Origin of the sequence: Pseudoalteromonas sp. A3 (assembly GCF_025942345.1) — a bacterium.
GTDB lineage: Bacteria > Pseudomonadota > Gammaproteobacteria > Enterobacterales > Alteromonadaceae > Pseudoalteromonas > Pseudoalteromonas atlantica.
The window spans coordinates 600598-625587 of sequence record NZ_JAPCKL010000002.1; the positions used below are offsets into that span (position 1 = coordinate 600598).

General features: G+C 42.1%; 26 protein-coding genes. 11 read left to right on the plus strand and 15 right to left on the minus strand.

Annotation, left to right across the window (positions count from 1 at the left end; all coding sequences use genetic code 11):
- Nucleotides 1-2: 2 nt before the first annotated feature.
- Both OIZ54_RS05760 and OIZ54_RS05765 read right to left on the minus strand, forming a co-directional pair.
- Complete coding sequence (locus OIZ54_RS05760; protein ID WP_264389955.1) at nt 3-677, minus strand: cupin domain-containing protein; 675 nt, start codon at nt 675-677, stop codon at nt 3-5.
- A gap of 84 nt (nt 678-761) precedes the next feature.
- A complete protein-coding gene (locus tag OIZ54_RS05765; protein WP_248532912.1) occupies nt 762-1535 on the minus strand; it encodes an SDR family NAD(P)-dependent oxidoreductase in 774 nt (257 codons plus the stop codon).
- Between the two features lie 169 nt (nt 1536-1704).
- Here OIZ54_RS05765 and gcvA point away from each other — a divergent pair, with 169 nt between their 5' ends.
- Complete coding sequence (gcvA, locus tag OIZ54_RS05770) at nt 1705-2634, plus strand: transcriptional regulator GcvA (RefSeq protein WP_248462087.1); 930 nt, start codon at nt 1705-1707, stop codon at nt 2632-2634.
- A 150-nt stretch (nt 2635-2784) separates the two neighbouring features.
- Nucleotides 2785-3639: an MFS transporter gene (locus OIZ54_RS05775; RefSeq protein WP_264389956.1), complete on the plus strand. Its 855-nt coding sequence runs from the start codon at nt 2785-2787 to the stop codon at nt 3637-3639.
- Here the strand turns inward: OIZ54_RS05775 and OIZ54_RS05780 are convergent.
- Together OIZ54_RS05780 and OIZ54_RS05785 are read right to left on the minus strand one after the other, a co-directional pair.
- On the minus strand, nt 3617-3766 hold the full coding sequence (locus OIZ54_RS05780; RefSeq protein WP_264389957.1) for a hypothetical protein: 150 nt from the start codon (nt 3764-3766) through the stop codon (nt 3617-3619). The two genes, OIZ54_RS05775 and OIZ54_RS05780, sit on opposite strands and share 23 nt — an antisense overlap.
- 613 nt (nt 3767-4379) lie before the next feature.
- Nucleotides 4380-5354 (minus strand): transposase, encoded by a 975-nt coding sequence (locus tag OIZ54_RS05785; RefSeq protein WP_264389958.1) that lies wholly within the window; start codon nt 5352-5354, stop codon nt 4380-4382.
- A 171-nt stretch (nt 5355-5525) separates the two neighbouring features.
- Between OIZ54_RS05785 and OIZ54_RS05790 the strand changes: the two genes are divergently transcribed.
- On the plus strand, nt 5526-5858 hold the full coding sequence (locus OIZ54_RS05790; RefSeq protein ID WP_248532907.1) for a gamma-glutamylcyclotransferase: 333 nt from the start codon (nt 5526-5528) through the stop codon (nt 5856-5858).
- 44 nt (nt 5859-5902) lie between these two features.
- Here OIZ54_RS05790 and OIZ54_RS05795 read toward each other — a convergent pair whose 3' ends face one another.
- Nucleotides 5903-6583, minus strand: a complete 681-nt coding sequence (locus tag OIZ54_RS05795; protein ID WP_264389959.1) for a hypothetical protein — start codon at nt 6581-6583, stop codon at nt 5903-5905.
- A 107-nt stretch (nt 6584-6690) separates the two neighbouring features.
- Here OIZ54_RS05795 and OIZ54_RS05800 point away from each other — a divergent pair, with 107 nt between their 5' ends.
- Nucleotides 6691-7566, plus strand: a complete 876-nt coding sequence (locus tag OIZ54_RS05800; protein ID WP_264389960.1) for a LysR family transcriptional regulator — start codon at nt 6691-6693, stop codon at nt 7564-7566.
- Between the two features lie 75 nt (nt 7567-7641).
- Here the strand turns inward: OIZ54_RS05800 and OIZ54_RS05805 are convergent, their stop codons facing one another.
- The gene (locus tag OIZ54_RS05805; protein ID WP_264389961.1) at nt 7642-9723 is read right to left on the minus strand and encodes a TonB-dependent siderophore receptor; all 2082 of its coding nucleotides are present in this window, start codon (nt 9721-9723) and stop codon (nt 7642-7644) included.
- A gap of 168 nt (nt 9724-9891) precedes the next feature.
- Here OIZ54_RS05805 and OIZ54_RS05810 point away from each other — a divergent pair, with 168 nt between their 5' ends.
- From OIZ54_RS05810 to OIZ54_RS05830, 5 genes are all read left to right on the plus strand, one after another.
- Nucleotides 9892-10515, plus strand: coding sequence for a fused MFS/spermidine synthase (locus OIZ54_RS05810; protein WP_264389962.1), 624 nt, complete (start codon nt 9892-9894; stop codon nt 10513-10515).
- On the plus strand, nt 10508-11392 hold the full coding sequence (locus OIZ54_RS05815) for a spermidine synthase (RefSeq protein ID WP_264389963.1): 885 nt from the start codon (nt 10508-10510) through the stop codon (nt 11390-11392). The genes OIZ54_RS05810 and OIZ54_RS05815 overlap by 8 nt, the downstream gene beginning before the upstream one ends.
- A 120-nt stretch (nt 11393-11512) precedes the next feature.
- Complete coding sequence (locus OIZ54_RS05820) at nt 11513-11986, plus strand: MarR family transcriptional regulator (protein ID WP_024033022.1); 474 nt, start codon at nt 11513-11515, stop codon at nt 11984-11986.
- 8 nt (nt 11987-11994) lie between these two features.
- The gene (locus OIZ54_RS05825) at nt 11995-13059 is read left to right on the plus strand and encodes an HlyD family secretion protein (protein WP_138579641.1); all 1065 of its coding nucleotides are present in this window, start codon (nt 11995-11997) and stop codon (nt 13057-13059) included.
- 10 nt (nt 13060-13069) lie between these two features.
- A complete protein-coding gene (locus OIZ54_RS05830; RefSeq protein WP_004586263.1) occupies nt 13070-14119 on the plus strand; it encodes a DUF2955 domain-containing protein in 1050 nt (349 codons plus the stop codon).
- A gap of 81 nt (nt 14120-14200) precedes the next feature.
- On the opposite strand, the gene arfB is transcribed toward OIZ54_RS05830, so the two are convergent.
- Nucleotides 14201-14614 (minus strand): alternative ribosome rescue aminoacyl-tRNA hydrolase ArfB, encoded by a 414-nt coding sequence (gene arfB / locus OIZ54_RS05835; protein WP_024033019.1) that lies wholly within the window; start codon nt 14612-14614, stop codon nt 14201-14203.
- Between the two features lie 193 nt (nt 14615-14807).
- On the opposite strand from arfB, the gene OIZ54_RS05840 reads away from it, so the two are divergent.
- A complete protein-coding gene (locus tag OIZ54_RS05840; RefSeq protein WP_264389964.1) occupies nt 14808-15380 on the plus strand; it encodes a short-chain dehydrogenase in 573 nt (190 codons plus the stop codon).
- 89 nt (nt 15381-15469) lie between these two features.
- On the opposite strand, the gene OIZ54_RS05845 is transcribed toward OIZ54_RS05840, so the two are convergent.
- The 5 genes from OIZ54_RS05845 to OIZ54_RS05865 are packed head-to-tail and all read right to left on the minus strand — an operon-like array spanning nt 15470 to nt 20068.
- Nucleotides 15470-16216, minus strand: a complete 747-nt coding sequence (locus OIZ54_RS05845; protein ID WP_170865589.1) for an SDR family oxidoreductase — start codon at nt 16214-16216, stop codon at nt 15470-15472.
- A gap of 10 nt (nt 16217-16226) precedes the next feature.
- The gene (locus OIZ54_RS05850; protein ID WP_264389965.1) at nt 16227-16931 is read right to left on the minus strand and encodes a histidine phosphatase family protein; all 705 of its coding nucleotides are present in this window, start codon (nt 16929-16931) and stop codon (nt 16227-16229) included.
- Nucleotides 16931-18004, minus strand: coding sequence for a phosphotransferase family protein (locus OIZ54_RS05855; protein ID WP_264389966.1), 1074 nt, complete (start codon nt 18002-18004; stop codon nt 16931-16933). The genes OIZ54_RS05850 and OIZ54_RS05855 overlap by 1 nt, the downstream gene beginning before the upstream one ends.
- Nucleotides 18005-18016: 12 nt before the next feature.
- Nucleotides 18017-18838, minus strand: coding sequence for an SDR family oxidoreductase (locus OIZ54_RS05860; protein ID WP_264389967.1), 822 nt, complete (start codon nt 18836-18838; stop codon nt 18017-18019).
- A gap of 9 nt (nt 18839-18847) precedes the next feature.
- A complete protein-coding gene (locus OIZ54_RS05865) occupies nt 18848-20068 on the minus strand; it encodes an acyl-CoA dehydrogenase family protein (protein WP_264389968.1) in 1221 nt (406 codons plus the stop codon).
- Between the two features lie 115 nt (nt 20069-20183).
- On the opposite strand from OIZ54_RS05865, the gene OIZ54_RS05870 reads away from it, so the two are divergent.
- Complete coding sequence (locus tag OIZ54_RS05870; protein ID WP_138579633.1) at nt 20184-21092, plus strand: LysR family transcriptional regulator; 909 nt, start codon at nt 20184-20186, stop codon at nt 21090-21092.
- A 58-nt stretch (nt 21093-21150) separates the two neighbouring features.
- On the opposite strand, the gene OIZ54_RS05875 is transcribed toward OIZ54_RS05870, so the two are convergent.
- From OIZ54_RS05875 to OIZ54_RS05885, 3 genes are all read right to left on the minus strand, one after another.
- Nucleotides 21151-22023, minus strand: coding sequence for a bile acid:sodium symporter family protein (locus OIZ54_RS05875; protein ID WP_054982042.1), 873 nt, complete (start codon nt 22021-22023; stop codon nt 21151-21153).
- A 1-nt stretch (nt 22024) separates the two neighbouring features.
- On the minus strand, nt 22025-24010 hold the full coding sequence (locus tag OIZ54_RS05880; protein WP_154945634.1) for an AMP-binding protein: 1986 nt from the start codon (nt 24008-24010) through the stop codon (nt 22025-22027).
- Nucleotides 24011-24139: 129 nt separating this feature from the next.
- Nucleotides 24140-24946 carry a class II aldolase/adducin family protein gene (locus OIZ54_RS05885; protein ID WP_154945633.1) on the minus strand — a complete coding sequence of 269 codons (807 nt, stop codon included), beginning with the start codon at nt 24944-24946 and terminating at the stop codon, nt 24140-24142.
- Nucleotides 24947-24990: the final 44 nt, after the last annotated feature.

Below are 24990 nucleotides of genomic sequence, written 5' to 3' on the forward strand. Positions count from 1 at the left end.
ATTTAGCCTCCACAGCCTATGTTTATAAAATTACCTACTTTTAGGTAAATTGTAGCGCTGTTATTTCCCGCAGATATTAACGCTTTACTCGTGCTTGGCAGCCTTAGCCAGCTTCCTTTTGTATATTCAACCTCGTTGTGTATTACGCTGCCGCCCAGTACAAATAGCTCTAAGGCATTATGTGCTTTTAGGTTATCAAATAGGGGCTGTTGCGGGGTTAACTTTACCAGTTTAGTTACTTCGTTATCATCTTGATAAAGCGGGCATATTAGGCGGCTATTTTGGGTTATCCACGTAGCCGGATCGTGTGTATTTATGCGCACTGAGGTGGTTTCTGTTACGCACATTTGCCACAGCTTTACAAAAATGGTTGCGCCACTTTTACTTTTAGGTGCATGTGAAGACCCTGGCGGGTTTCGTAAATAAAAGCCTTGTGGGTAGTCGCCCGACTCATCTGAAAAAGTGCCCGAAAGTACCAATATTTCTTCACCACCGGGGTGAGCATGGCTTGGAAAAGTAGACTCAGGCGCGTAGCGTACTACGCTAGTTGCTCTGGCTTTTTCAGCGCCTATTCTGTCGAGCATTACCCGCTCAACACCCGCCTGAGGTGATGTTTGCCAACTATATTGACTTGCTAGCATAGAAGCTTGTTGTGAAAAATCTGAATCGACTCGCATTTGTCCAACCTAAATAAAATAAGAGCAATAACATAAGTTATTGCTCTATAAATTTGCGCCCATCGAGGGCTTTAAAATTACGTATTAATTACGACCAGCCATTACACCGCCGTCAACATCCCATACTGCACCTGTGACCCAAGCGGCTTTGTCGCTGAGTAAAAACGCAATGGTATTGGCGACATCTTCGCTTGTACCTACACGGCCAATTGGGTGAAAGCTGTTAAAGCCTTGCAGGGCATCGTTTACTTGTGCTTTAGGAATAAAACCTTCGTAAATTGGCGTTTGTACAACCGCTGGCGATACTGCATTAACGCGAATGTTGTGCGCGGCTAATTCCATTGCTAAATGTTGAGTTAGCGCATGTAAGCCCGCTTTAGCCATTGAATATGCCGACGATGGTGTAGCAGCAATAGCTTGCTTACCCCACATAGAACCCACATTTACAATGGCGCCTGCGCGTTTTGCTGCCACTAAATTAGCGGCTACTTTTTGTGTAATAAAAAATAGTGCGCGGTTAATTTGCATGTACTGATCGTAATCAGCCGCTTCGTGCTCTAAAAATGGTTTAGGGAAAAACACACCGGCCGCATTTACCAGTAAATCCACGTCTGCGTGGTCTTGTGAAAGTGTGTTAATTAAGTTTTTCACGCCTTCATCGCTGGTTAAATCAGCGGTTAACACCTCAACTGTTCCTAAAGCTGATAACTGCTCTTTTGCTGCTTGGGCTTTTTCTTTACGGTGCCCAACAATGACAGCTTGGCCGCCTTGCTCTAAAATTAATCGAGCCGTTTCAAAACCCATTCCGCTAGTACCACCAATAACGAGTAATTTTTTACCTGAAAATTGCTTAGTCATGATTATTTCTCCAAGCGCCACTATGCGCTGTATTTGTTATATAAATAAAAAGTATTGAGTTGCCTAATAACAAGTAACTTGCTGTTTGGCTTGGGAGGTATTTTTTACTTATTTACTTGCTTTAACAAACGAGATAATCTGAATCATCAGTAAAGAAAAAGTTTATCGCATGAAATCTCCTATACACCTCAATGCATTAAAAGCGTTTGAAGCCAGCGCAAGGCACCAAAGTTTTTCAGCGGCAGCTGAAGAGCTAAATGTAACGCCTGCAGCCGTTGGACAGCTGGTAAAAACATTAGAAGAGTGGCTCGACACGCCGCTGTTTCATAGAATGAGCTCAGGTAAAACACGGCTAGTAACCACCGAAACCGCGCAAAGTGCCCTGCCACTAATACGCGAAGGCTTTGATAAACTTGCCCAAGGGCTAGACATTTTAAAAGACAACGCCATAAGTGGCGCGTTAACAGTGGCAGTAAGCCCCGCATTTGCCGCCAAGTGGTTATTACCTAGGTTGCATTTCTTTCAAGAGATATGCTCGCAAACCAGTGTAAATTTAAATACTAATTTAAAACCTGTTGATTTTACTGAGCAGCGTATAGATATAGGAATACGCTTTGGTGTAGGCACTTGGCAAGGCTTGAACGCAGAAAAACTAATGGATGAAGAGGTATACCCTGTATGCTCACCTAAGTTTTTAGAAGACTCAAACCGCTTAAACACCATAGATAAATTATTGAACGAAACCCTAATACACGATCAATCAATGGATGACCATACGGGTTTTCCGTCTTGGTCGGCGTGGTTAAAAAAAGCCGGAGTAACAGGCCCTTTAACCACTAAAAGCATTCAAATAAATAACTCAGCGGCTGTATTGCAATCAGCTATTGACGGCCACGGTGTGGCTTTAGCGCGCAGTGTAATGGCTAAAGATGACCTAGCCGCAGGGCGATTAGTCAGGTTGTTCCCTAATATTTATTTTGAATCACCATTGGCGTATTACGTTATTTACCGCCCCGAATCTGCTGAACTGCCAAGAATACACGCATTTAAAGAATGGCTGTTTAAAGAGGTAGAAAACCCGTGGGCTAAAAGAGATTAAAGCTCAGGAGTACTTTGATAAAATACAGCAATAAAGAAAATATTTACCATGGTAAAAGATAATCTCTGTGGTTAAGTACGTTCATCCCCCGTAAGCTTTCGCTCCAAGTTAGCCACTTTACCTGTTTCTATTTTTGTTTTAGGAATGGCGTTGTGTGTTTTACCCGCCGGTGAATTAGCACGAAAATATGGCCGGCGTGCAGCCTTTATGGCAGGCACTGGCGCGGGTGTTTTAACCGGACTATTAGCGACTATTGCGTTGTATATAGACAGCTTTTGGTTGTACTGTTTGTCTGCGCTATTGGGCGGCGCTTATGCGGCAGTGGCCTTGTCATTTCGGTTTGCTGCAACCGATGGTGTGCCCGAAAATAAACGCCCGCAAGCGCTTTCTATGGTTATGGCAGGTGGCGTAGCTGCAGGTATTATTGGCTCGCAGTTAGTAACGCATACCATGCACCTGTGGTCAGACAAAATGTTTGCTGCCACATTTATTGCGCAAGCCATTGGCGCGGCTCTCGCTGGTGTTATTTTGTTTGGCGTTAAATTGGCTAAGCCTTTAGCAAATCAAGCATATTCAGGAAGACCATTGAGAACAATTGCTTTGCAACCACGATTTATAAGCGCGGTTATTTGTGGTGCAGCATCGTATATGGTGATGAACTTTTTAATGACATCGGCACCTTTGGCAATGCATATGCACGGGCATAGCCAAGAGTCAGCAAACTTAGGAATGCAGTGGCATGTTATTGCTATGTATGGACCTAGCTTTTTTACCGGTAAGCTCATTGCACGTTTTGAGGCTGCTCGTATTTCTGTTTTTGGTATTATTTTAACTGCAATTTCAGCAGCTATAGGCTTTTTAGGTGAAGGTGTATATCACTTTTACGCGCTATTAATTTTGTTAGGCATAGGTTGGAACTTTGGCTTTTTAGGGGCATCCGCATTAGTGCTAGAAACGCACAAGCCAGAAGAAAAAACCGTGCTCAATCGTTTAGTGACTTTATAGTGTTTGGCTTAATGGCGGTAGGCTCTTTTTCATCAGGTGGGTTATTAAGTGCGTACGGTTGGCACACCGTTTTATGGGCGTCGTTTTTGCCTTTATTACTGGTCGTTATTGTTTTGATATTAACCAAAAAATGCCAAGCCAATTTTAGCGAGCAAGCTTAAACACACTAACTGCCCTACAAGCCGCTTTTATTAGCAAGCTAAAGGTTATTAAGCTGCTGGCAAAATTGCCTTACTTTTAATTCTTGTAGCGAGGCTGTTTTATATGAAATATAAACTCAATTAAAATGACACCCATCTTAAATTCTTCACAAGAATATAATTTATTTAAGATGACACCCACTTTAATTATTTCAAAAAATCGACTTAATTAAATGGCTAATTTAAAAATATGTAAGCTCAAGGCATATACTGCGGTTATTTTAAAAATGTGCTGCTATTTATGTAGTTAACTAAATTGAGGGCACGCTGAAACCAGCATTTAGGCTGTTTTTTAAATTAAAATGACACCCATCTTAAATTCTTCACAAGAATATAATTTATTTAAGATGACACCCACTTTAATTATTTCAAAAAATCGACTTAATTAAATGCCTAATTTAAAAACACGTAAGCTTAAGGCATATTAAAAGGTATATACTGCGGTTATTTTAAAAATGTGCTGCTATTTATGTAGTTAACTAAATTTAGGGCACGCTGAAACCAGCATTTAGGCTGTTTTTTAAATGAAAGAAGGGTTTTTTAGGCTAGTAGCTTTTCGCAATTACTAAAATTAACTCGTCGCTTTTTATTTAAATGCTCGCAGTAACTTACATGTGATTGCGGCTTACCTACAGCGCCATGAAATACGCGTGTAAAGTCTTTTGTGAGTTTTAACCAGTTCTCTGGTGCTATGTTTACTCTTTCTAATAAAGGGAGCTGAGTGTTTTCAATAAACCCAGGTTTGTCATCGCGAATAATACTCCCCGTAAGCTCAACTAATTCTAGGTAATATTTAAGCTCGAACGGTAAACCTTTAGGCATAAATTTACAGGGTTTACCTGCAAATATTAAAAGTTGTTTGGGTTGCTTTGCGTTTTTAGCGCCCTGAATGCGCTTTTGCACGCTGGTGAAGTTTGAGCACTCGGGGGTTTTAGCTACTTTTGCTCTTATTGGGTTTAAATCAACGTAAGCCATACAAGCTGCAAGGGCTGCCTCATCAAGAAGAGCTTGTGATTTAAATCGCCCTTCCCAAAATCGGCCTGTGCATTTGTCTTCTTTATTTGCTTTACGAGCAATGTGTTCGTTTAAAACGCGCATAAACCAGCTAATGCTAGATAACCTTTCTCTGTATTGAATAATAGTTTGGCTTAAAAAGTATCGCTCTGTACTGCTAAGCGCCTCACCTTGTAAAAATTTTTGTGTAAGGGGTGTGCCTTTACAAAGCTTATGCCAGCGCAGCACTATGGCTTTGTCATTTAATCTATTCGCTTTTTTATCATCAACATAAAGCACAATATGGGTGTGATTGCTCATAACTGCGTAAGCACATATATCAATACAAAATATTTTAGCGAGGCTAAATAGCTTTTGCTCTACCCAGCTCCTTCGATGTTCGTAGGATTTACCCGTTAATGAATCCTCGCCGCATAGATAGGCATGGCGTACACAGCGCGAAATACAGTGATAATATTTTGTATCTGCCAAACTGATTTGGCGTTTTCTTGCAATAGCCATGTAGCACCTAGCTTTTGATGAACCAATTAAAAAAGTAGATGCTTATTGCGTAAAGTGCAAAAATAAAGGTGGGTGTCATTGTAAGAGTAAAATTTCACTCGGGATTTTTTTCATATTTAGTTAAGCTTTAGCTTAGCTAAACATAATCATTAGCCTAATTTAGGAGTTTACGTGTTAGAAGCGTTATTTGTTTATGGTACCTTGTGCCCAGGGCATCCGAACGAGCATATTCTTGCCAATATTGGCGGTACATTTGAGCAAGGCAGTGTGGTTGGCAATTTAATTAACGAGGGCTGGGGCGCCAAAATGGGCTTTCCTGCACTGGTATTAGACGAAACAGGCCAAGAGATAAATGGCTATGTGTTTAGCTCAACTAATTTAAAAGATCATTGGCATGTGCTCGATGAATTTGAAGGCGATGCGTACTCACGCATTTTAACGCAAATAAAATTGTTAAACGGCGAATACGTTCTGGCAAATGTATATGCTCTTAACGTTAAGTAATCTATATAGCAGCGCTTTTTAAGCTAAAGCGCTGCTAAAATTTTTTAATTAACTGCAAAATCGCGAGTTTCTAAATAGCTTGGAGCGCTTTTAAAACAGGCCTTTAGCTTACTTGAAAGCGCTGTGGTTACTGGCGCATCACATTTTAACTGGCCATTATATTTTCCGTTAGTTAGTGCTACTAAACTGAGTGAGTCATAGCTTGGTTTACTGTGTATTTTATGAATCACCACCCCCTGCTCTGCTGAAACCTTTATTAAATCAAACTCTTCTTTTTCAGGTTGTGTTATAGCGATCTTTTTTACATATAACGGATTTTTAAAGGTCAGCTTTGTCGAAAACAAAGCCGTACCTCCGCGCTCAAAATGGCCAGTAAACACAGTAGTATTTAAAGTGGGTGTCTGCTTATTTATTAATAAATTTAAATCAAATTTGGTTGGTAAAATGGTGAGCTGAGTTTGTTTGTTTGGTGCCTCGTTCAGTGCTTTTTTGATTATTTTAAGATGGGTGTCATCTGTAGTTACTTCGTACACTATTTGGTAGTTGTGTGGGGGGGCGTATAAAGGCATGTGGCTGGCAAGTACTTTATCGCCGGCTAAGATAAGCGCCATGCCATGAAACCCCACATAGCTGTGGGCTTTATGTGTGTTGTGTGCCTTGTGCTGAGGGTCGCTTGCTAGTGCTGCGCTTGAGAATAAAATAAAAATTAGCAGTATGTGTTTCATGTTAATGCTCAAAAATAAATATAGCGTCACTATAAGCTGATTTATATGTATAAATAATCGATAATAAGTTATTAGCTGTTTCCTTTTAATCAATATGGTTTGGCGCTATGCATTTAGATGACATTGAAAAAGTAATTCATATGGCGAGTTCGCAAAACCTGCACACAACCGCTAAGCATTTTAATATTACCCCAGGGGCGCTGTCTAAAACGCTAAAAAAGGTTGAGGCAAACTTAGCCACGGAGCTGTTTAATCGTGTGGGCAAAACCTTAGTACTTAATGATAAAGGCAAAGAGTTTGTTAAGCACAGTAGTGATTTAGTACATAATTACCAGCAGCTTATTAGCCGTTTTAAAAGCGATAATCATAAATTTAATGCAGTTATTGCAGGCCCTGCAATTTTACTTAAAAGTGGCCTTAAAAAGTTACTTACCCCTCTTAGAAACCTGCCCTGTTCGGTACGTATTAATAATGTATTTGAAGGTGAAGCCATAAGCCAAGTTGCATCAGGCGCTGCGCATATTGCGCTAGTAACTCGCGAGGCACTAAATAACAGTTCACATACTAATTTAGTGGCGGTTGATGTATTTAATACTGGGTTTAGTGTGGCTGGGGCCGCTGCGCATCAGCTAGTACAAACTGGCTCTTTAACGCTTAATAAAAACCAATTACTAGAGCTTGCTTTTGCATGCCCTTTGTTTTCACCACTGTGCGGCCTCGAGCAAGGTATAGGTTCCGACGGCTGGCAAGACGATACTGCACCGCGCAATATTGTATTTAGATGTAGCGATTACAGTACATTAATAGAGGTGGTTCAAAGTGGCTTGGCGTTGGCGTATTTACCTAACTTTGTGATTGACGATTTAGGGCTTACAAAATTAACTGTAAAGGGGGTTAACAGTCACTACAGTGAAAGCATTGTAATGGTATACAAACCTTCAAAGGCCGATGGTTGGCTTAATAAACTTATGCACACTTTATAAATGGGCTTAAAAATATAAAGCGCCTTAACCACTACATTAAGACGCTTTAGGATGAAAACTTTAATTTGCTAGCTATTAAAAGTTATACGCTAGCGACATTTTAAATTGAGTTGGCGCGCCTGGGTAAACCCATAAAGCGTTGTAGCTGCTTTCGGCGTAATCTTCATCAAAAATGTTATTAACACTTATATTAAGCTCGGTTTGCTCGGTTAAGTTAACGTTGCCAAACACGCCTACTAATTGGTAGCTCGGTAACCTAAAGCTTAAATCGGCGGCATCACCTAAACGGCTGCTGGTGTATTGGTAGCTTGCACCAAACTCAAGCTCTTTACCCATTAACGCTGTTTGGTGGCTAAGCGTAAGGTTTAAGTTATTTTTTGGTACATTAACCAGCGGGCTGCCTTTTTCAATTGGCACGCCCCAATCTGCATTTATAATGTCGTTTGCAGTGGTGGCGTCTATGTAGGCGTACGATAAGTTAAACGCCGTTGCATCAGTAATATAGGTGTTTAAATCAAGCTCAAACCCTTTACTATCGGCTTTACCAATAGGCGCTGAAAAACCAACGTTTACAGGGTCTGCCACTAACATGTTACTTTTAGACGCATCAAAAAATGCCACAGTACCGTTTATGCCTAAGTATTCAAACTTAGCGCCAACCTCAAACGAGTCACTGTATTCAAAGCCAAAGGGGTCGCCGCTTGCATCTGTGCCGCTCAGTGGTAAAAAGCCTTCTGAGTAACTGCTGTAAAAAGTGATTGCGTTATTTAGCTCGTACACTACGCCAACACGAGGGCTTACTTGGCTTTCAGAGCTGGTCGAAAACACGCCGCTGTTGGTTTCTAAAATATCTTGGTCAACGCTGTCAAACCTTAGGCCCACTAATAGCTTAAATTTGTCGGTAATATCCATTTGGTCTTGAACATAAATACCGTACGCCTTTTGCTCTTCGTCGTTTTCGTAAAGCAGGCTTACTGCTGGGCGTTCTACATCGTAATTTGGCTCAAAAATATCAACGGTATAAGTGCCGTTACCGCCTCGATAGCGAGAAAGCGCTGTACGTAAATCGTACTTGTATGCATCGGCACCTATTAATAAATGATGCGTAATACCGGCTGTGTCTACACTGCCGCTTAGCTCAAACTTTACACTTAAATCTTCTACTTCGTAGTCGCGATAACGCTGCTGGCGAGTAAGTGTGCGGCCATCATCAAATAGCGATTGGCGCGATGGCGAAAGCTCAGCATCTGACGAAAACCCCGTTAACGTAGAGCTACGGTAGTTTGCACCGGCCACTAACGACCATTCATCGTTAATATCGTGATTTAAAGTAATTTGGTGCCCGCGCGAATACACCTGCGTGTCGCCATCGTTAGGGTTACCTAAATAACGCGAGCTTGGTACGGTGTCAAAATCGTTATCGAGTACGACAACACCACGGTCAAATAACTGCGCTAAATCTACGTATTCAAACTCATAAGTCACACTGGTTGATGCGTTTATTTGATGATAAATAGACGGCGTAATTACCTTTTTATTGGTGTACACCTCATCGCGGTAGCTGTCGCTATCTTGCCACGCGCCATTTATTCTAAACGCGGTGGTGTCGTTAATGCCGTTTGTGTAATCGCCTTCAACGCGATTAAAACTGTCGCTGCCTAAGCTTAGTTTTAGCTCACCTTGCGGCTCAAACTGAGGTTTTTTAGTCACAATATTTACAGTACCGCCGGGCTCTGAGCGCCCATAAAGTGCTGAGCCCGGGCCTTTTAGTACTTCAATGTAATCAATGTTAGATACATCACGCGGGCCGCTAAAACCACGGCCACCGCTAAAGCCATTAATTAAATAGCCCGATGGCATGTTTTCGTTACCCGAAAGGCCCCGAATAGAAAAGCTATCCCATAATGCGCCACTGTTATTTTTGCGCGAAATACTGGCCGAAAAATCGAGCGCGTCTTGTAATTTAGTAATGCCTTTTTGATCAAGCGCAGCACTACTAACACTTACAATAGATTGCGGCATTTGCTTTTGAGGAATATCGCCACGGTATGCTTGTTTATAAGTAACCGATATTTTTTCAATTTCGTCGTTTTGCTCTTGCGCCACTGTTTGCGCACTTAAGCCTAAGCAGGCTAAATAAATTAAAGAATACTTCATGATAATAGGGAAATCGAAGGTGTTATATTATAACAACAAGTTTAACATGTGTTACTTTATAACAAAACAACTTTTTAAAAAATCACAGAGCGATTAATTAATGCACTAGCGACTGCCCTGTCATCACGTTAGTATGGAGATCTCTTTAGGTTACATAACGATAATTACATGAGTATAAAAACAAACGCGTTAGTCTATTTTTTAGCCTTTTGCAGTGGCTTTTGCATTATGGGAATTGAGCTATTAGGCGGGCGTATTTTAGCGCCTTTTTTTGGCAGTAGTGTGCACATTTGGGGCAGCATAATTACCGTATTTATGCTTAGCCTTTCTTTTGGGTATTTACTCGGCGGTAAGCTAAGTACTAAAAATGCATCGCTTACAAAATATGGCTTAATATTTTTAACTGCCAGTATTATGGTGGTGCCTATTGCGCTTTTTTCGCAGCCAATAATGGAATTTATTTTTACCCACATTGAAGATACACGCTACGGCTCGTTACTTGCCTCTACGGCTTTGTTTTTTATTCCTACCGTTATTTTAGGTATGATCTCGCCTTACTCGGTGCGTTTATTAGTCACCGACAGCCATAAAAGTGGCCAAGTTGCGGGTATTTTATATTTTGTAAGCACGTTGGGCAGCGCCTTAGGGACTATTATTACCTCGTTTTACTTTGTATTGGCGTTTGATGTAAATACCATTATAAGTGCCTTTTCGTTAACCTTGGGCCTGTTAGGTGTGCTGGCAATTACTGTTAATAGCCTTGCTGGTAATAAGGAGCTTGCCCATGCGTAACTGTTTATTATTTTTAGCGGTACTGTTTTCGGTTGCGGCGCACAGTAATGTAGTGCACGAGGAGCGTTCTTTATATCGCAATATTATTGTTGATGAAACACATGACCTTCGCTGCTTAAAATTTAATACAAAAAGTAGCCAAACCAGCCAAAGCTGTATGTACAAAAACAACCCCGACAAACTGGTTTTTAACTACACAAAACTTACGTTTGCCAGCCTTTTAGTAACCGATAACCCTAAAAATGTGCTTATTATTGGCCTAGGTGGCGGTACGCTTTCTAATGTCATTCATGCGCTTTACCCTGCAGCTAAAATTCATAATGTTGAAATAGATCCCGCCGTTTTAAAAGTAGCCCGTAACTATTTTAACTTTATAGAAAATGATGCAGTCACCTCAAGCGTGCAAGACGGGCGTATATTTATAAAGCGCGCAGCCATTAAAAAGCAAAAGTACGATTGGGTTATTCTTGATGCGTTTAACGGCGATTATATTCCTGAGCACTTACTCACCAAAGAGTTTTTTGAAGAGGTAAAAAGCGTATTGGCCGATGGCGGTGTAATTGCCGCTAATACGTTTTCGAGCAGTAAATTATACGAGCATGAGTCGGCAACTTACCACGCCGTGTTTGGCGATTTTATTAACGTAAGCCGTGCTAATCGCTCTAACCGTATTATTTTGGCGGGTGTAAACTCTATGCCTACTGAGGCGCAAATTAATCAGCGAATTAAAGCACTTAACCCGCGTTTAAAAAAATACGATGTAGATTTAAAAGCAATTAGTACCTATATGCAAAGTACCAAAAACAAGCAAGATTGGCCTGCCAATACAAAAGTGCTTACCGATCAGTACTCCCCTGCTAACCTCCTTAATTTTTAAATCCACAAATTTATGTAGCCCCAGTTTTGGGGCTTTTTTTATTTGCAACACCCCTCAATATTTACTTAGCACGCTAACTAATGTTAAAATACTTAGCATGCTAACTAATTTGAGGTGGTTATGACTACTCAAAAACCTTTTCACGAAACGCTCGATTTAACCATTATTGGTAACATGGGGCGGGTTCATAGGCTGTGCCGCGAGGCCATCACTTTAGCTGTAGAACCTTTAGGGCTTACGCAATCGCGCTGGACGGCACTAACCCATATAAATATGTTGGGCGAGGGCATAACACAGCTTGAGCTTGCGCAGAGTTTAGGAATAGAAATGCCCTCGCTTACCCGCACATTAAAGCAATTAGAAGATCAGCTTTTAATTACCCGTAAAGTTGATGAGCACGATAAACGCAGTAAAAAAATTTACTTTACCGAGCAAGGTGGGGCAATTTTACAGTCGCTAAACGAAAAACTCATTGATATTAAAAGCCAGCTATACAGCGGGCTAAGCACACAGCAACTCGATGCGCTTGCTTATGGCATCGTCAATATGGAAAAAAACGCACTAAACTGTATTAAAAATCAAAGTAAAGAGTAAGAGACACAATGACACCAGATCAAAAATTTACTCGTTATGTAAGGCTTTCGTTAGCGGGTTTTGTTGTTATATTTATTTACTATTTAATCGCCGACATGTTTATGCCGGTAACGCCGCAAGCGCGGGTTTATCATCCTGTGGTGCAAATTGCCCCGCAAATAAGTGGCCGTGTTACTAAGGTATTGGTTAATAATAATCAAACCGTAAAAGCTGGCGATGTATTGTTTGAAATAGACTCAGGCCCGTATAAATTAGCGCTAGAGCAGGCACAGCTCGCCCTTGACGACGCTAAATTACAAAACAAACGTTTAGATACCAATGTAAAAGCACTGGAGGCGCAAATTTCGGCGGCCAAGGCAAAGCTGCACGAACAGCAATTACTAAATAACCGTGGCGAAGCATTATTTAAGCAGCGCTCTATTTCAGAGCAAGAGCTTGAAAGTATTAAAGCTAACTTTGAAGCAAGTAAATCAAATGTCGCCTCATTAGAAGCGCAATTGGCAGAAGCAGTACTTGCCCGTGGCGAAAGCGGCGCGCAAAACTTAGCGCTTCGCCATGCTGCAAACCAATTAGCACAAGCCGAGCTTAACTTATCGTACACCCAAGTACGTGCGCTAAGCGCTGGTGTGGTTTCTAACTTACAACTACTTGATGGTGCATATGCGGTAACGGGTAGCCCGCTTTTAGCAATTGTGGCTAATAAGGCCGACCTTGTTGCCGATTTTAGAGAAAAATCATTACTCAATATGAAACCAGGTAGTTTGGCGCAAGTGGTATTTGATAGCCGCCCAGGTGAGGTTTACAACGCGCATATAAGCACGTTTGAGGCAGGCGTAAGCGATGGGCAACTCAGTGCAAATGGCTCGCTTAGTAGTACCGAAACCAGTAATCGTTGGGTGCGCGACGCTCAGCGCCAGCGTATTCATTTAGTGATGCCAGATAACGCTAAATTAATTGCTAATATGCCAAGTGGTGCCCGTGCCACTGTGCAACTATTGCCAGAGTCAACAATTGGGCAATGGTTAGCATCGGCTCAAATTAGGTTTATTAGCTGGCTACACTACATTTATTAATGGAGGCCGTATGACTCAAGCTGTTAGCCAAGCACCGCAATTAGACTCAAACGGTTTACGCCAAGCGCTGCGCATTGCCGGTGGTTGCACCATAGGGTTTACTATTAGTAAATTAATGAACTGGCCATACGGTATATTTTTTACTGTTTACCCTATGTTGCTACTTGGTTTAGTGCCGGTGTTAAATAAAAGCATTGTGCGCCAGTTTTTAGCCAGTGCCGCTATTAGTATTCCAATGGTTTTAATTATGCAGGGCTTGTTTTCGCACCTTCCGGTACTGATGACCATTATCGTATTTTTAGCGTTTTGCTTTTTGTTTTATCAAATGAGCTCAGGTGCGGCTTTTTTATTTGGCGCACTAGGCGTGGTTGGGTTGTCGATTCAGCTGCACTTTTCAAGCTATGTAACCGGTACAAGTAGTGTATACCCGCTTATTTTAAGTAATGGTTTGGCTACTGTTCTCTCTATTGTTATAGCGTTTGTTATGCATGGTGTTTTTCCCGATGTAACCGCGCGTGCCGTGAGGGCGGTACCCGCTAAAGCCAAAGAAAGCATTCGCCATGAGGTATTATTATGCGCAACGGTTGCTACGCTTTCGTTTGTGGCGTTTCAAGTCCTCGATTTACAAGATTCAATATCGGCGCAAGCCTCATCGGTATTAATTTTGTTTTCGCTGTGCTGGAAAGCCGCAGGTATGGCCGGTTGGCAGCGCGCTATTGGTACATTAATTGGCTGTAATGCTGCGCTGTTGGCGCAAGTGTTATTGTATAATCACTCTGACTTTTTATTGTTTCCGGTGCTTATACTGTGGACGTTATCGTTTGTATTTAGCCGTTTTCATATTATTGGCGGCGGCGCACCGGGCATAGGATTTGGTGTGTTAACCACGTTTGGTATTTTGTTTGGCAACTCACTAGGCCCCGGGCAAGACCTTGTTTATAGCGCCATGTATCGCTTTAGCTCTGTTGCGGTGGCTATTGTGGCCAGTTTATCTGCGGTGTATGTAATGCATCATATATTAAATCGCTTTAGTGCCACCCGCCATCATACCTACGAATAACCCACTTACGCCTACGGTTAACTATTAGCTGTAGGCGTAAATTAAGCATACTTCACTGTAAAGCCTTATAAACTTAATGAGTTATAACTTAATGTTACCGCGCAGAGCTTTGGTTTGCCCATGTTTGGTTTTTTTATCCATGCGCTTGCGCTGCGAGTTACGGCTTGGCTTGGTTGCGCGGCGGGCTTTATTTACCTTGGTTGCACTTAAAATTAAATCTTTTAAACGTTTTAGTGCATCTTCTCGGTTAAGCTCTTGGGTGCGAAAGCTTTGGGCTTTAATTACCACCACGCCCTCTTTGGTGATCCGAGAGTCGTTTAGCTTTAATAGACGTTCTTTGTAAAAATCGGGTAACTTTGAGCGGTTAATATCAAAGCGTAAATGAATGGCGCTGGCTACTTTGTTAACGTTTTGGCCACCGGCACCTTGCGAACGTATAGCAGTTAGCTCTAGTTCCCATTCATCTATAGTGACAGTATTTGAAATAGTTAACATTACGTTCAGCTCTTATCGACAAAAATGCAGTATAACATTTGTAACTATATTTGTGCTGAATCAGCTTAAGTTATAGAACTTTAAAGTATTTATACTACTTTATAGCCTAAATACACCTAATACTTTAGTTATGTATTGGCAAGCGCTTACATTTAGTTTTTAATGGCTTTAATTAAATAATAGGAAACGCCCAATGAAAAAAATAATTTTATCACTTAGCTTATTAGCAATGAGTTTTTCAAGCCTTGCTGAAGATATTAGCGAAGGCCAATTACAAAGCTACATGAAAGCACTGCCGGCTGTTTCTAGCTGGGCTAGCAGCCAAGATTCGTTAAAAAACCTAGATTTAGCAAGCATGCTAGGTGGCTCTGCTGATCAAAATGTTGAAGAGCAAAGCTCTCTTGCTAATAGCGCATTAAGCATGATTAAAGAGCAAGGCTTATATAAAAGCTTTGCCGATATTACTAACCGTTACGGTTTTTCGCCGGAAGAGTTAGTATCTGTTGGCTCAGAAGTATCTATGGCTTACATCGAAAACCTTAAGTCGGGTCTTTCAGCTGAAAACCAAGAAACAGCAAATAAAGTAATGAGTGGCCTGCAAAGCCTTAAAAGTGCTAAAAGCAGTGACGCTAGCTCGTTAATGGGCTCGTTTGGTAAGGCTTCAAGCGCGGCTGAAGAATCTACAGACCCATTAGTAAGCGAAAACAACCTTGAGCTTGTGAGCGAGTACATGCCACAGCTGCAAAAGATTTTTGCACTACTATAATTTTACAAATAACCTAAACGTAGGTTAAGTAAACACGTACATAAAGGGTGGCATTTGCCACCTTTTTTAATGCCTAAAATTTAAAAACCTTACGACATTTTACGAATTGTACTCAGCGGTGCTATTCGTAAAATCCAATGCAGGAATGCCCACGGCCAGCTTGGCACAAAGCTGTTGGCTTTTTCTTTATTTATTGCTTTTACCAGTGCTTTGCAGCCAGTTTCGGTATCAACAATAAACGGCACTGTTTTTACTTTTTCGTTTATTTCGCTTCTTATAAAACCTGGATGTACACAGCTTACTTTTATAGGCGTGTGCATTACATCTATGCGTATGCCTTCACTTAATGAGGTAATAGCCGCTTTAGTGGCGGCGTAAACGGTCATGGCGCGCCTAAAACCACGTACAGCACTAATAGATGAAATAGTCACTAAATGACCATGGTTTTGCGCTCTAAAAATTTCCATTGCGGCCTCAGCTTGCGCAAGTGCGGCCACAAAGTTAGTTTGTGCGGTTTGTTTGTTGGCATTAAAATAACCCGTACCAATAGAGGCTCCTTTGCCCATACCAGCGTTTATAATCACTCTATCAAGGCCGTTAAGCTCTTCTTTAAAGGCGTTAAATACGCTAAATACTTGCTCGTGGTCGTTAACATCAAGCACTTTTATGCTAATGGTTATATTTGGGTTTATTTGTTCAAGCTCACTTTTTAGCTGCTCTAATAGCTCAAAGCGCCGAGCACATAAAGCAAGATTACAACCTTGTTTTGCAAACTCTTTTGCCATGCCTTTGCCTAAGCCTGAACTTGCACCTGTTATTAGTATGTTTTTGCGCATAATTAGATCCTTAGGTGTATGTAATTAATTTTTGTTGTGGGTGGCACTCTAAAAAGTGATGCTCGTTTAAACTACTTATCGTTAATTTTTGATTTTTTCCTTTGCCGCGCGCCACTACTTTGGTTACGCCTGCGTTTACTAAGCTCCAATTAATATCAATAAAGCGCTCGAGCTTTAGCCCCATTAAATGGCTGGTTATAATGCTAATAGGCCCGCCAGAGGTATAAATAAGTACCTTTTTACCGTGGTTTTCATTGGCTATTTGTTCAAGCGCGCCAAGTACACGCGCAGTAAATGCATTAAAGCTTTCGTTATATTGAGTGCTGTCGGGATTGAGTACCCATTGCTGTATGGCGCTAATAAATACCGTTTTAAAGTATTCCATAGGCTCGGCTTGCTTGCTAAGTGCCGCGCGAACTTGGCTTGGGGTGGCAAGCTGTGGGTTATAAACCGCTAAAATATGTTCGTGATCGTACTCGTTTAATCGCGCATCGTTTATTACCACTGGCGTATTATTAGCACTTGCTAAACTCAGCTCTGCGGTTTGATTATGGCGCAGCATACTGCCTGCAAATACAGCATCGGGCTTAAGCTGCTTTTGTGCTAAATATTCACCCAGTAGTGTGGCTTGCTGTTGCCCTTTTGTTGAGAGCGTATCGTAATTATCAGCCGAAAAACTGGCCTGCCCGTGGCGTACTAAATATAAAATACACATTAGACTTTACCTTGGTTGTTAATGGCTTTTTTACAGCGCCATAAAAGGTAATGTACAAACACCCAAAAGTGTTTAAAGGCTGGGTTTTTAGTTTGCCCATGGTGATAGCGGTAATAAATTTGCTGCACAATGCCGGCAAGTCTAAATAGCCCGTACACTTCGTAAAAGGTAAAGTCATCTACGGTTATATTCATTTTTTTACAGTAGTAGGCCACCACTTCTTTGCGCGTTAGCATGCCCTCTAAGTGAGTGGGTTGACGGCGCGTGGCTTGGGCTAAAAAGTCATCTCCTGGCTCTACCCAGTAAGCCAATGTATTGCCCAAATCCATAAGTGGGTCGCCAAGGGTGGCAAGTTCCCAATCTAAAATACCCAGTACGTTGGTGTAGTCGTTTGCATCAAGCACAACGTTATCAAACCTAAAATCGTTATGTGTTATGCAAATACGCTCGTTACTTGGCATGTTGTTTTCAAGCCACTTAATGACTTTTTTGCCGCTGGGTACATTCCAAGTTTTGGCTTTAGTAAAGCGCTCGCTCCAGCCGCTAATTTGGCGCTGGGTGTAGCCTTCGCCTTTGCCTAAATGGCTTAAATTGGCCTGCTTGTAATCTACTTTGTGTAACTCTACTAGGCAGTCGAGTACGTTTTCGCACAGCTTTTTGGTGCGCTCGGGCGTGGGGGTTAATCCGCGTGGTAAATTTTTACGCGGAATTATCCCCGTAAGCTTTTCCATAATGTAAAAGTCGGTGCCGAGTATGTTTTCATCGTCGCAAAACGCCTCCATATTTGGCACATAGCTGTAAACTGGTTTTAGCGCTTGCTGCAGCTTATATTCACGGGCCATATCGTGTGCGCCTTTGGCTTTGGTGCCTTTGGGCGCACGGCGTAAAATAAGCGATTGCTCTGGGTACTCTAGGCAGTAGGTCCAGTTTGATGCCCCCCCTGCGTATTGAGTAACACTTGGCTCGCCAGTTAACTGTGTAAGGTGCTGTTTAAGCCAGGCATCTACTTTTTGTGTGTCGAGCTCTTCGCCTTGGCGTACGTTTTTGGCTTGATCTAATAATTGTGTGTTCATTGCTAGCCTTTATTATTTTGATTTTAAACGTTGCATAGAGCGTGTTTTTTTCAGCATGTTTTTAATGTACCACTCAATGGGGAGTAGTTTTTTCATTAAAAAGGCCTGTTTACCTAATTTATGGGTCAAAATTAAAAATGGGCGGTTAAGCGACTGCTGATAAATAATATCGGCAACTTGCTCTGCGTTTATGGGGGAGCGCTCAAAGGCACGGTTAAGCATGGTTTTCATGGCCGGCTCGCTGGTGCGCATGGATTCATCAAGATTGGTTTTAAAAAAGCTCGGGCACACAACACTTACATCTATATTATCGTGGGCGAGTTCGAGCTTTAGGGTTTCGCTAAAGCCTATAACCGCCGCTTTTACGGCGTTATAACTGCTCATAAACGGAATAGGGGTAAGCCCTGCTTGTGAGGCTATATTAATAAAGTAGCCACCGCCTTGTTGCACAAAGGCGGGGTAAAACGTTTGGCACACCCGCACCATAGAGAGCAAATTAATATCCATAACCCACTGCCATTGCTCAAGCGATTCGCCCTCAAGCGAGCCGCCCGTGGCAACGCCTGCGTTATTTATAACAATATCTACGCCCTGCCACTTGGTCTGGATAATATCGTAAAGCCCCTTTACATCTGCTTGCTTGGTTACATCGCAGGCGTAAAAAAAGGCATTGCTTTTTAGTGCTTGCAGCTCACTAATGGTTATGGCTGCACGCTCGGCGTTTATATCGGCAATACAAATTTGTAAGTTAGCGCCCAAATTACTTGCGTAACTCAGGGCTAACGCTTTACCCAGCCCTGTGGCTCCACCTGTTATTATTAGTCGTGTTTTCATGGTGTTGCCTTAGCGGTATTTGTTAAGTTCGAGGCGCGAAACCATGCCCATATGTACTTCGTCTGGGCCATCTGCAAGGCGTAAAATACGCCCCATTGCATTAAACGAGGCAATAGGAAAGTCGCTCGACACCCCAGCGCCCCCAAACACTTGTATTGCCATATCTGAGACCATTTGCAGCATATTAGGCACGACTACTTTTATGCTCGATATTTCGGTTATGGCGTGTTTAACGCCTTGAGTGTCTATTTTCCATGCCGCGTGCAGGGTTAATAAACGGGCTTGATCTATTGCCATACGCGCTTGCGCAACGCGTTCTAAATTACCGCCTAATTTAAGTAACGGTTTACCAAAAGCACTGCGCGACAGCCCGCGTTTAATCATGAGCTCTAAACAGCGCTCTGCTGCGCCAATTGCGCGCATACAATGATGAATTCGCCCAGGCCCCAAGCGCCCTTGTGCAATGGCAAAGCCTTTGCCTAACCCTAAAATAAGATTTTGTTTTGGTACGCGTACGTTATTAAATTCCATTTCGCCGTGGCCGTAGGGGGCATCAAAATCGCCACAGGCACTTAGCATACGCTTAATGTTTACACCGGGTGTGTTTAGCGGCACAAGTACCATTGAATGCTGGCTGTGTTTATCGTTTTCGGGGTTAGAAAGCCCCATAAAAATAGCCACCTGTGCATTAGGATGACCAAGGCCGGTGGTCCACCACTTTGTGCCATTTAAAATAAGCTCGTCGCCATCAACATCTATGGTTGCTTGCATGTTTGTCGCATCTGATGAAGCGACATCGGGCTCAGTCATGGCAAATACTGAGCGAATATCGCCATTTAATAATGGGGTTAACCACTGCTGTTTTTGCTCATCGTTTGCAAAATGATAAAGCACTTCCATATTGCCGGTGTCGGGGGCATTACAATTAAATATTTCTGATGCAAATAAGCATTTACCCATTTGCTCTGCAATAGGGGCGTACTCTAAGCAGGTTAAGCCTTGTGCTAGTTCTGCATCGGGTAAAAATAAGTTCCACAGGCCAGCGGCTTTTGCTTTAGTTTTTAATGGCTCAATGTGCTCACTTAGTTGCCAAGTGGTCCAATCGTTTGAATTATTTTTAGCATGGTTATGCGCAACTACTGCTTGCTCAATAGGCAATACGTGCTCATCCATAAAGGCGGTTACAAGCTTTAGGTAGTCTTGGCTTTTTTGGCTTGGCTCAAAGTTCATTAGGGTTGCCTGTTTATTTTTTAGTTAACCCAGCATAAAACATTCGCCCCAATGAATTAAATGAAATATATTACCAGTTAAGTGTGAATTACATTCATAATGTGAGCGGGTAATAATGATTGAAGCTAAAAATATTCAGCAGTTAGATTTAAATTTACTTAAAATATTTGAATGTCTATACCGTGAAAAAAACATGAGCGAAACCGCAAAGGTGCTATACATAACGCCCTCAGCAGTCAGCCATGCTATAAAACGTTTGCGCAGTGTATTAAACGATCCGTTATTTGAGCGCCAAGGGCAATTAATGCTGCCCACCCCTGCGTGCCAACGTATGGCACCCGAGCTAATAGATTTACTCGAAAAATTACGCCAGGTGCTACAAGCCTGCGGTGATTTTAATTTAGCGACCACTGCACAAACCTTTAAAATAGCCCTGCACGATGCAATAGAGCCTATTGTTTTGCCTAAATTGCAACTTGCACTGGCAAAACATGCTCCCAATGCAAGCTTAGCGAGCGTAAAATTAAGCCGTGAAGATATGCATAAGCAATTAGCTAATCATCAAATAGATATGGCAATTGATATAGCACGGCCAATAAAAGCGCCCATTAGCCACGCTGTTCTCTCAAGTGATCACTTTTGTGTACTCATGAAAAAAAACCACCCGCTTAAAAACCAACTCAATATAGACAATTATTTAGCGGCTAAGCATGTTGCGGTATCTAACCGGGCAACCGGTACTGTTATTGAAGATATTGCGTTATTGCAATTGAGTTTTAATAGGCAGGTGGCTATACGTTGTCAAAATTATTTTGCCGCGAAAGAGGTAATAAAAGACGCGCCATTTTTACTCACCCTGCCCTCTATGGTGGCAAGCCAACTGCTAGACGACACGCTAATAGCACGGCCCGTACCCACCACTATGCCTGCTATTTATCAGCATTTATATTGGCATCAAAGTACTGATAAAGACGACGCTTTAGTATGGTTACGCGGGCAAGTACAGCATATTTTTAAACGTTAATAGCTATAATAAAAGCGCCAAACTTAGTGAGCTAAATTTGGCGCTTCGCGTTGTTTTTTTAAGCGTTTACAAGGCGTTTGTTTTTAAACTTAAGCCCAGCAATTAATAACAGCGGCCCAATAAACATGGCAAGGCCATATACACCGCCCGTTACTGCGTATTCGGGCTTATTTAAAAAGCTTATAGCAATTAAAATAGCCAACGATGCGTTTTGAATCCCTACCTCAATCCCAAGTGTTAGCGAATCGGTCAAATTAAGGTTTGAAAGCTTAGCTATGAGCAAGCCAATGACCATTGAGCCAATATTTAATGCAAGGCAGGCCCAAAATACAGCATCAAACGAGCTTGCCAGTAAGGCGCGTTCTTTTATTACTAGCGCGGCTATCATGGCGAGCATAAAAAATAACGAAAAACGCCTAAAAAACGGCTCGCTTTTAATCGCAAATTCGCTTTTAAAATGGCGCAGGCTTATCCCTATGGCTACAGGCACTAAGGTGATTACAAATAGCCCAAGTGATGTAGTTAATATAGAAAAATTAGCATCGTCTTGCGGCGCAAATTGGTGCATGGCAAAGCCAATAATAAACGGTGTGGTAATAATGCTAATAGCGGTTGAGGCAGCGGTTAAGCTTACCGAAAGCGCCAAATTAGCCTTTGCCAGCTGGCTCACTACGTTTGACATAGTACCACCTGGGCACGCGGCTAAAATCATTAACCCTATTGCTATAGGTGTGGGTAAATTAAGTAAATAACACAAACCTAAAGCCAGTAGCGGCATGGCAATAATTTGGCCTAGTAAGCCCATAGCAATTGCTAAGGGCTTTTTAAAAAGCCGCGTAAAGTCGCCAACTGTAAGCCCAAGCCCCATGCCAAACATAATAAGGGCAAGGGCGAGTGGGAGTATGATTTCTGTTAAAAATGATGCGTTCAAATTAGGCGGCCTCTGTTGTTTTTAATGCCAGCACTTCGTAGTTAAATGAGTACGGGGTTAGCAGCGTCTTTATCTGTTGTTTCAGCGCGTTTATCTCATCTTCATTAACTAAAATTGTGGCTTTTATGCCTAACTTTTTATCAGCAAACACATTTATTTGCACGGTTTTGTTGATTAATTGCTCGCTTAGAGCCTCTGTAATGGTTTGTTTTATTTCTAGGCAAACCAATTCGGGCTTATAAATTTTACCTACGGCAGTAAGCGGTATTTCATCAATTATATAAATAGATTTTGGTATTGCTGCTCGCTCAGGTATGTTGGCGCTAACATACGCGGTGAGATCATCAAGTTTAAGCGTGCTATGTGGGCTAAGCGTTACGTAAAGTACCGGCACTTCGCCTGCGTAGCAGTCGGGGCGTGGCACGGCGGCTGCAAGTGTTACATCGGGGTGGCTGGTTGCGGCATCTTCTATCATTTTGGGGTCTATATTGTGCCCGCCACGTATTATTAGCTCTTTTTGTCTACCACATAAAGATACATACCCGCTCTCATCTATTTTTCCTAAATCGCCGGTTCTAAAATACTGTTGGCCGTTTTCATCAACTACCCATGCGCCTTGGTTATGCGCATCTTCTACGTAACCGGGAAATACGTTATTACCGGTTATTATTATTTCGCCAACATCGAGTGTATCGCACATTTTAACAAGCGTGCCTTGCTCGTTTATATCGGCAATTTTAAGCGTAATACCAGGTATTGGCAGCCCTACAGAAGCCTCTTTATTAATTGGGTTTACAGGCATTAACGTACTTACCGAGCTGCCCTCAGTTGAGCCATAACCCTCTACCAGTGGGGTGTTTGTGAGTTTAGTAAACAGGGCTTGTAAATCTGATGAAAGCGGCGCGGCCCCACAAATAGCAAACTTCATTTTAAGCGGTGGCACCGATATTTTTTGCGAGGTAATTTGCTCAACCATAGCCGCGTAAACAGTAGGTACGGCGGTCATAACGGCTACATCGTAATTATTAATTAGGGTGAGTAAGTTTTGAATGATGTTTTTACCTCTAAAGCCAGAAGGGCTTGCGAGTAAAATTTTACAGCCTTTCATAACCGAGGCTATGCCTGTGGCTACCGCCGCATTTACATGAAATATGGGCAAACCTACTAGCATGGTATCGCCTGCGTTTACTGGCGAAAGTAAATTAACCTGCCCTGCATTGGTGAGCTGGTTTAAGTGCAAGTGCTTGGCAAGTTTTGGTAGGCCGGTGGTACCACCCGTATGAAAATACGCGCACACATCGCTTTGCTCAGGCAAAGTAAAATTAGCTGCTTGCGTACTTTGCGCCGCGAGTAACTTTTTAAACCCATACACGGGTACTTTATTATTTTGCGAGCACGCTATGTCGTCACCAAATAAGCTAATAACCGCTTTTAGGCCGGGTATATGCTCTTTAATTGCCATTACTTTTTGCCAAATATCGCTACCAGGGACTGGGCCTAGGGCAATGATTACTTTGGTATTGGCTGAGATCATAATTTCTTTCATTATGGACTCATCAAGCAAGGGGTTTATGGGGTTTGCAATGCCTGCGGCCTCTGCTGCCCAAAGCGATACATAGGTTTCAGGGAAGTTAGGTAATACCAGCGAGGTAACCTCGGTTTTTGTAATACCCAACGAGTGCAATGCATTGCCAAGCCCTGTTACGTTTTTTGCGAGCGCGTTGTAACTCATTTTACGGTGCGGATTAGCAAAGCTTTTACCTTTAAAGGTCATTAAAATGCGATGAATAAGCCTTTTTGCAAACGGAATTTGCGCTTCGCTAATGCAGTCGCCATCTAAAATGTATTCAATAGCGGTTGCATCACCAAAGTTTTTTGCCGATTGTAAAATGGCATGATAAGTAGAGCGAGGAAGTTGCTCTGGTGATATTTCAGCAAGGTTTAAATTGCCAACATCGGCGTGGTTTTTAATTGTTGTTATATTCATAAAACCCTCAACGTATCTTTATAATGTGTGTGTTTGCGTGTGAGTGCATAGTATTTAAACGCGGCTTTGGGTGTGTGGGCCATTACCGCGCAAATTTTAGTCTATCAAAATTAAGCTATTGCCAGTGTTTTAATCTAAAAAGCTGTTATCTTTTGCGGCAACAACCTGATACATGGGCTGAAAGTTCCCCCATGTAACTAGCTCTGAGCCATTGGCTTGTTTAGTGTGTAGCGCAACATCGTGAGAAATAAGCTTAGGCTCGCCTGCGGCTTGCGCTAATAATTGGCTTTGGCAGCAGCTATCTAGCAATACAAAATTGGCAACTGCGGCATCAACCGACGAACCAACGGTAAGTAAACCATGGTTTTGCAAAATAACAGCGCAGTGATCAGCCAGTGACTTAGCTATCATATCGCCCTCTTCACTGTCGGCCACTACGCCGCTAAATACATCAAATACACTGTGGTTTTCATAAAATACGCAGGCATCTTGCGAAATTGGTTTAAGTAACTCTCCTAATGCCGAAAACGCACGGCCATAACGTGTATGGGCATGGGCTACTGCGTTTACGTCGGGTCGCGCCATATGTATGCGTGAATGAATAGCAAACGCGGCATTATTAATCGGTGTGCTGCCTTCAATAATATTACCTTTATGATCAACCCGAATAAGATCTGACGCTTTAATATGCGCAAAATGCATACCTACAGGGTTTACCCAAAATGTATCGGGCTCTATGCAGTCGCGAAGTGTTATGTGCCCAGCAAGTCCTTCATCAAAACCGTACATGGCAAATACTCTAAAGCCTGCGGCTAGGCGTTGTTTTTCGTAGCTGCGTTGCTCGTTTAGGGTGCTAAATTTAGGCGGCATAATAAGTTTAAATTTGTCGCTGCCTATGGTCATTTTTGCGGCTTGCTGCTCTAGTGTATTGCTCATAATAATCCTAAATTAAACTCTGTTGACTTTAGTTTAGTCTCGCT

Coding starts and splice junctions, on each gene's coding strand:
- OIZ54_RS05820 (WP_024033022.1), top strand. CDS start 11,513: ATGACTACTCAAAAACCTTTTCACGAAACGCTCGATTTAACCATTATT.
- OIZ54_RS05870 (WP_138579633.1), top strand. CDS start 20,184: ATGATTGAAGCTAAAAATATTCAGCAGTTAGATTTAAATTTACTTAAA.
- OIZ54_RS05865 (WP_264389968.1), bottom strand. CDS start 20,068: ATGAACTTTGAGCCAAGCCAAAAAAGCCAAGACTACCTAAAGCTTGTA.
- OIZ54_RS05885 (WP_154945633.1), bottom strand. CDS start 24,946: ATGAGCAATACACTAGAGCAGCAAGCCGCAAAAATGACCATAGGCAGC.
- OIZ54_RS05795 (WP_264389959.1), bottom strand. CDS start 6,583: ATGAAACACATACTGCTAATTTTTATTTTATTCTCAAGCGCAGCACTA.
- OIZ54_RS05810 (WP_264389962.1), top strand. CDS start 9,892: ATGAGTATAAAAACAAACGCGTTAGTCTATTTTTTAGCCTTTTGCAGT.
- OIZ54_RS05765 (WP_248532912.1), bottom strand. CDS start 1,535: ATGACTAAGCAATTTTCAGGTAAAAAATTACTCGTTATTGGTGGTACT.
- OIZ54_RS05845 (WP_170865589.1), bottom strand. CDS start 16,216: ATGCGCAAAAACATACTAATAACAGGTGCAAGTTCAGGCTTAGGCAAA.
- OIZ54_RS05825 (WP_138579641.1), top strand. CDS start 11,995: ATGACACCAGATCAAAAATTTACTCGTTATGTAAGGCTTTCGTTAGCG.
- OIZ54_RS05760 (WP_264389955.1), bottom strand. CDS start 677: ATGCGAGTCGATTCAGATTTTTCACAACAAGCTTCTATGCTAGCAAGT.
- OIZ54_RS05860 (WP_264389967.1), bottom strand. CDS start 18,838: ATGAAAACACGACTAATAATAACAGGTGGAGCCACAGGGCTGGGTAAA.
- OIZ54_RS05815 (WP_264389963.1), top strand. CDS start 10,508: ATGCGTAACTGTTTATTATTTTTAGCGGTACTGTTTTCGGTTGCGGCG.
- gcvA (WP_248462087.1), top strand. CDS start 1,705: ATGAAATCTCCTATACACCTCAATGCATTAAAAGCGTTTGAAGCCAGC.
- OIZ54_RS05880 (WP_154945634.1), bottom strand. CDS start 24,010: ATGAATATAACAACAATTAAAAACCACGCCGATGTTGGCAATTTAAAC.
- OIZ54_RS05855 (WP_264389966.1), bottom strand. CDS start 18,004: ATGAACACACAATTATTAGATCAAGCCAAAAACGTACGCCAAGGCGAA.
- OIZ54_RS05840 (WP_264389964.1), top strand. CDS start 14,808: ATGAAAAAAATAATTTTATCACTTAGCTTATTAGCAATGAGTTTTTCA.
- OIZ54_RS05785 (WP_264389958.1), bottom strand. CDS start 5,354: ATGGCTATTGCAAGAAAACGCCAAATCAGTTTGGCAGATACAAAATAT.
- OIZ54_RS05805 (WP_264389961.1), bottom strand. CDS start 9,723: ATGAAGTATTCTTTAATTTATTTAGCCTGCTTAGGCTTAAGTGCGCAA.
- arfB (WP_024033019.1), bottom strand. CDS start 14,614: ATGTTAACTATTTCAAATACTGTCACTATAGATGAATGGGAACTAGAG.
- OIZ54_RS05800 (WP_264389960.1), top strand. CDS start 6,691: ATGCATTTAGATGACATTGAAAAAGTAATTCATATGGCGAGTTCGCAA.
- OIZ54_RS05830 (WP_004586263.1), top strand. CDS start 13,070: ATGACTCAAGCTGTTAGCCAAGCACCGCAATTAGACTCAAACGGTTTA.
- OIZ54_RS05850 (WP_264389965.1), bottom strand. CDS start 16,931: ATGTGTATTTTATATTTAGTACGCCACGGGCAGGCCAGTTTTTCGGCT.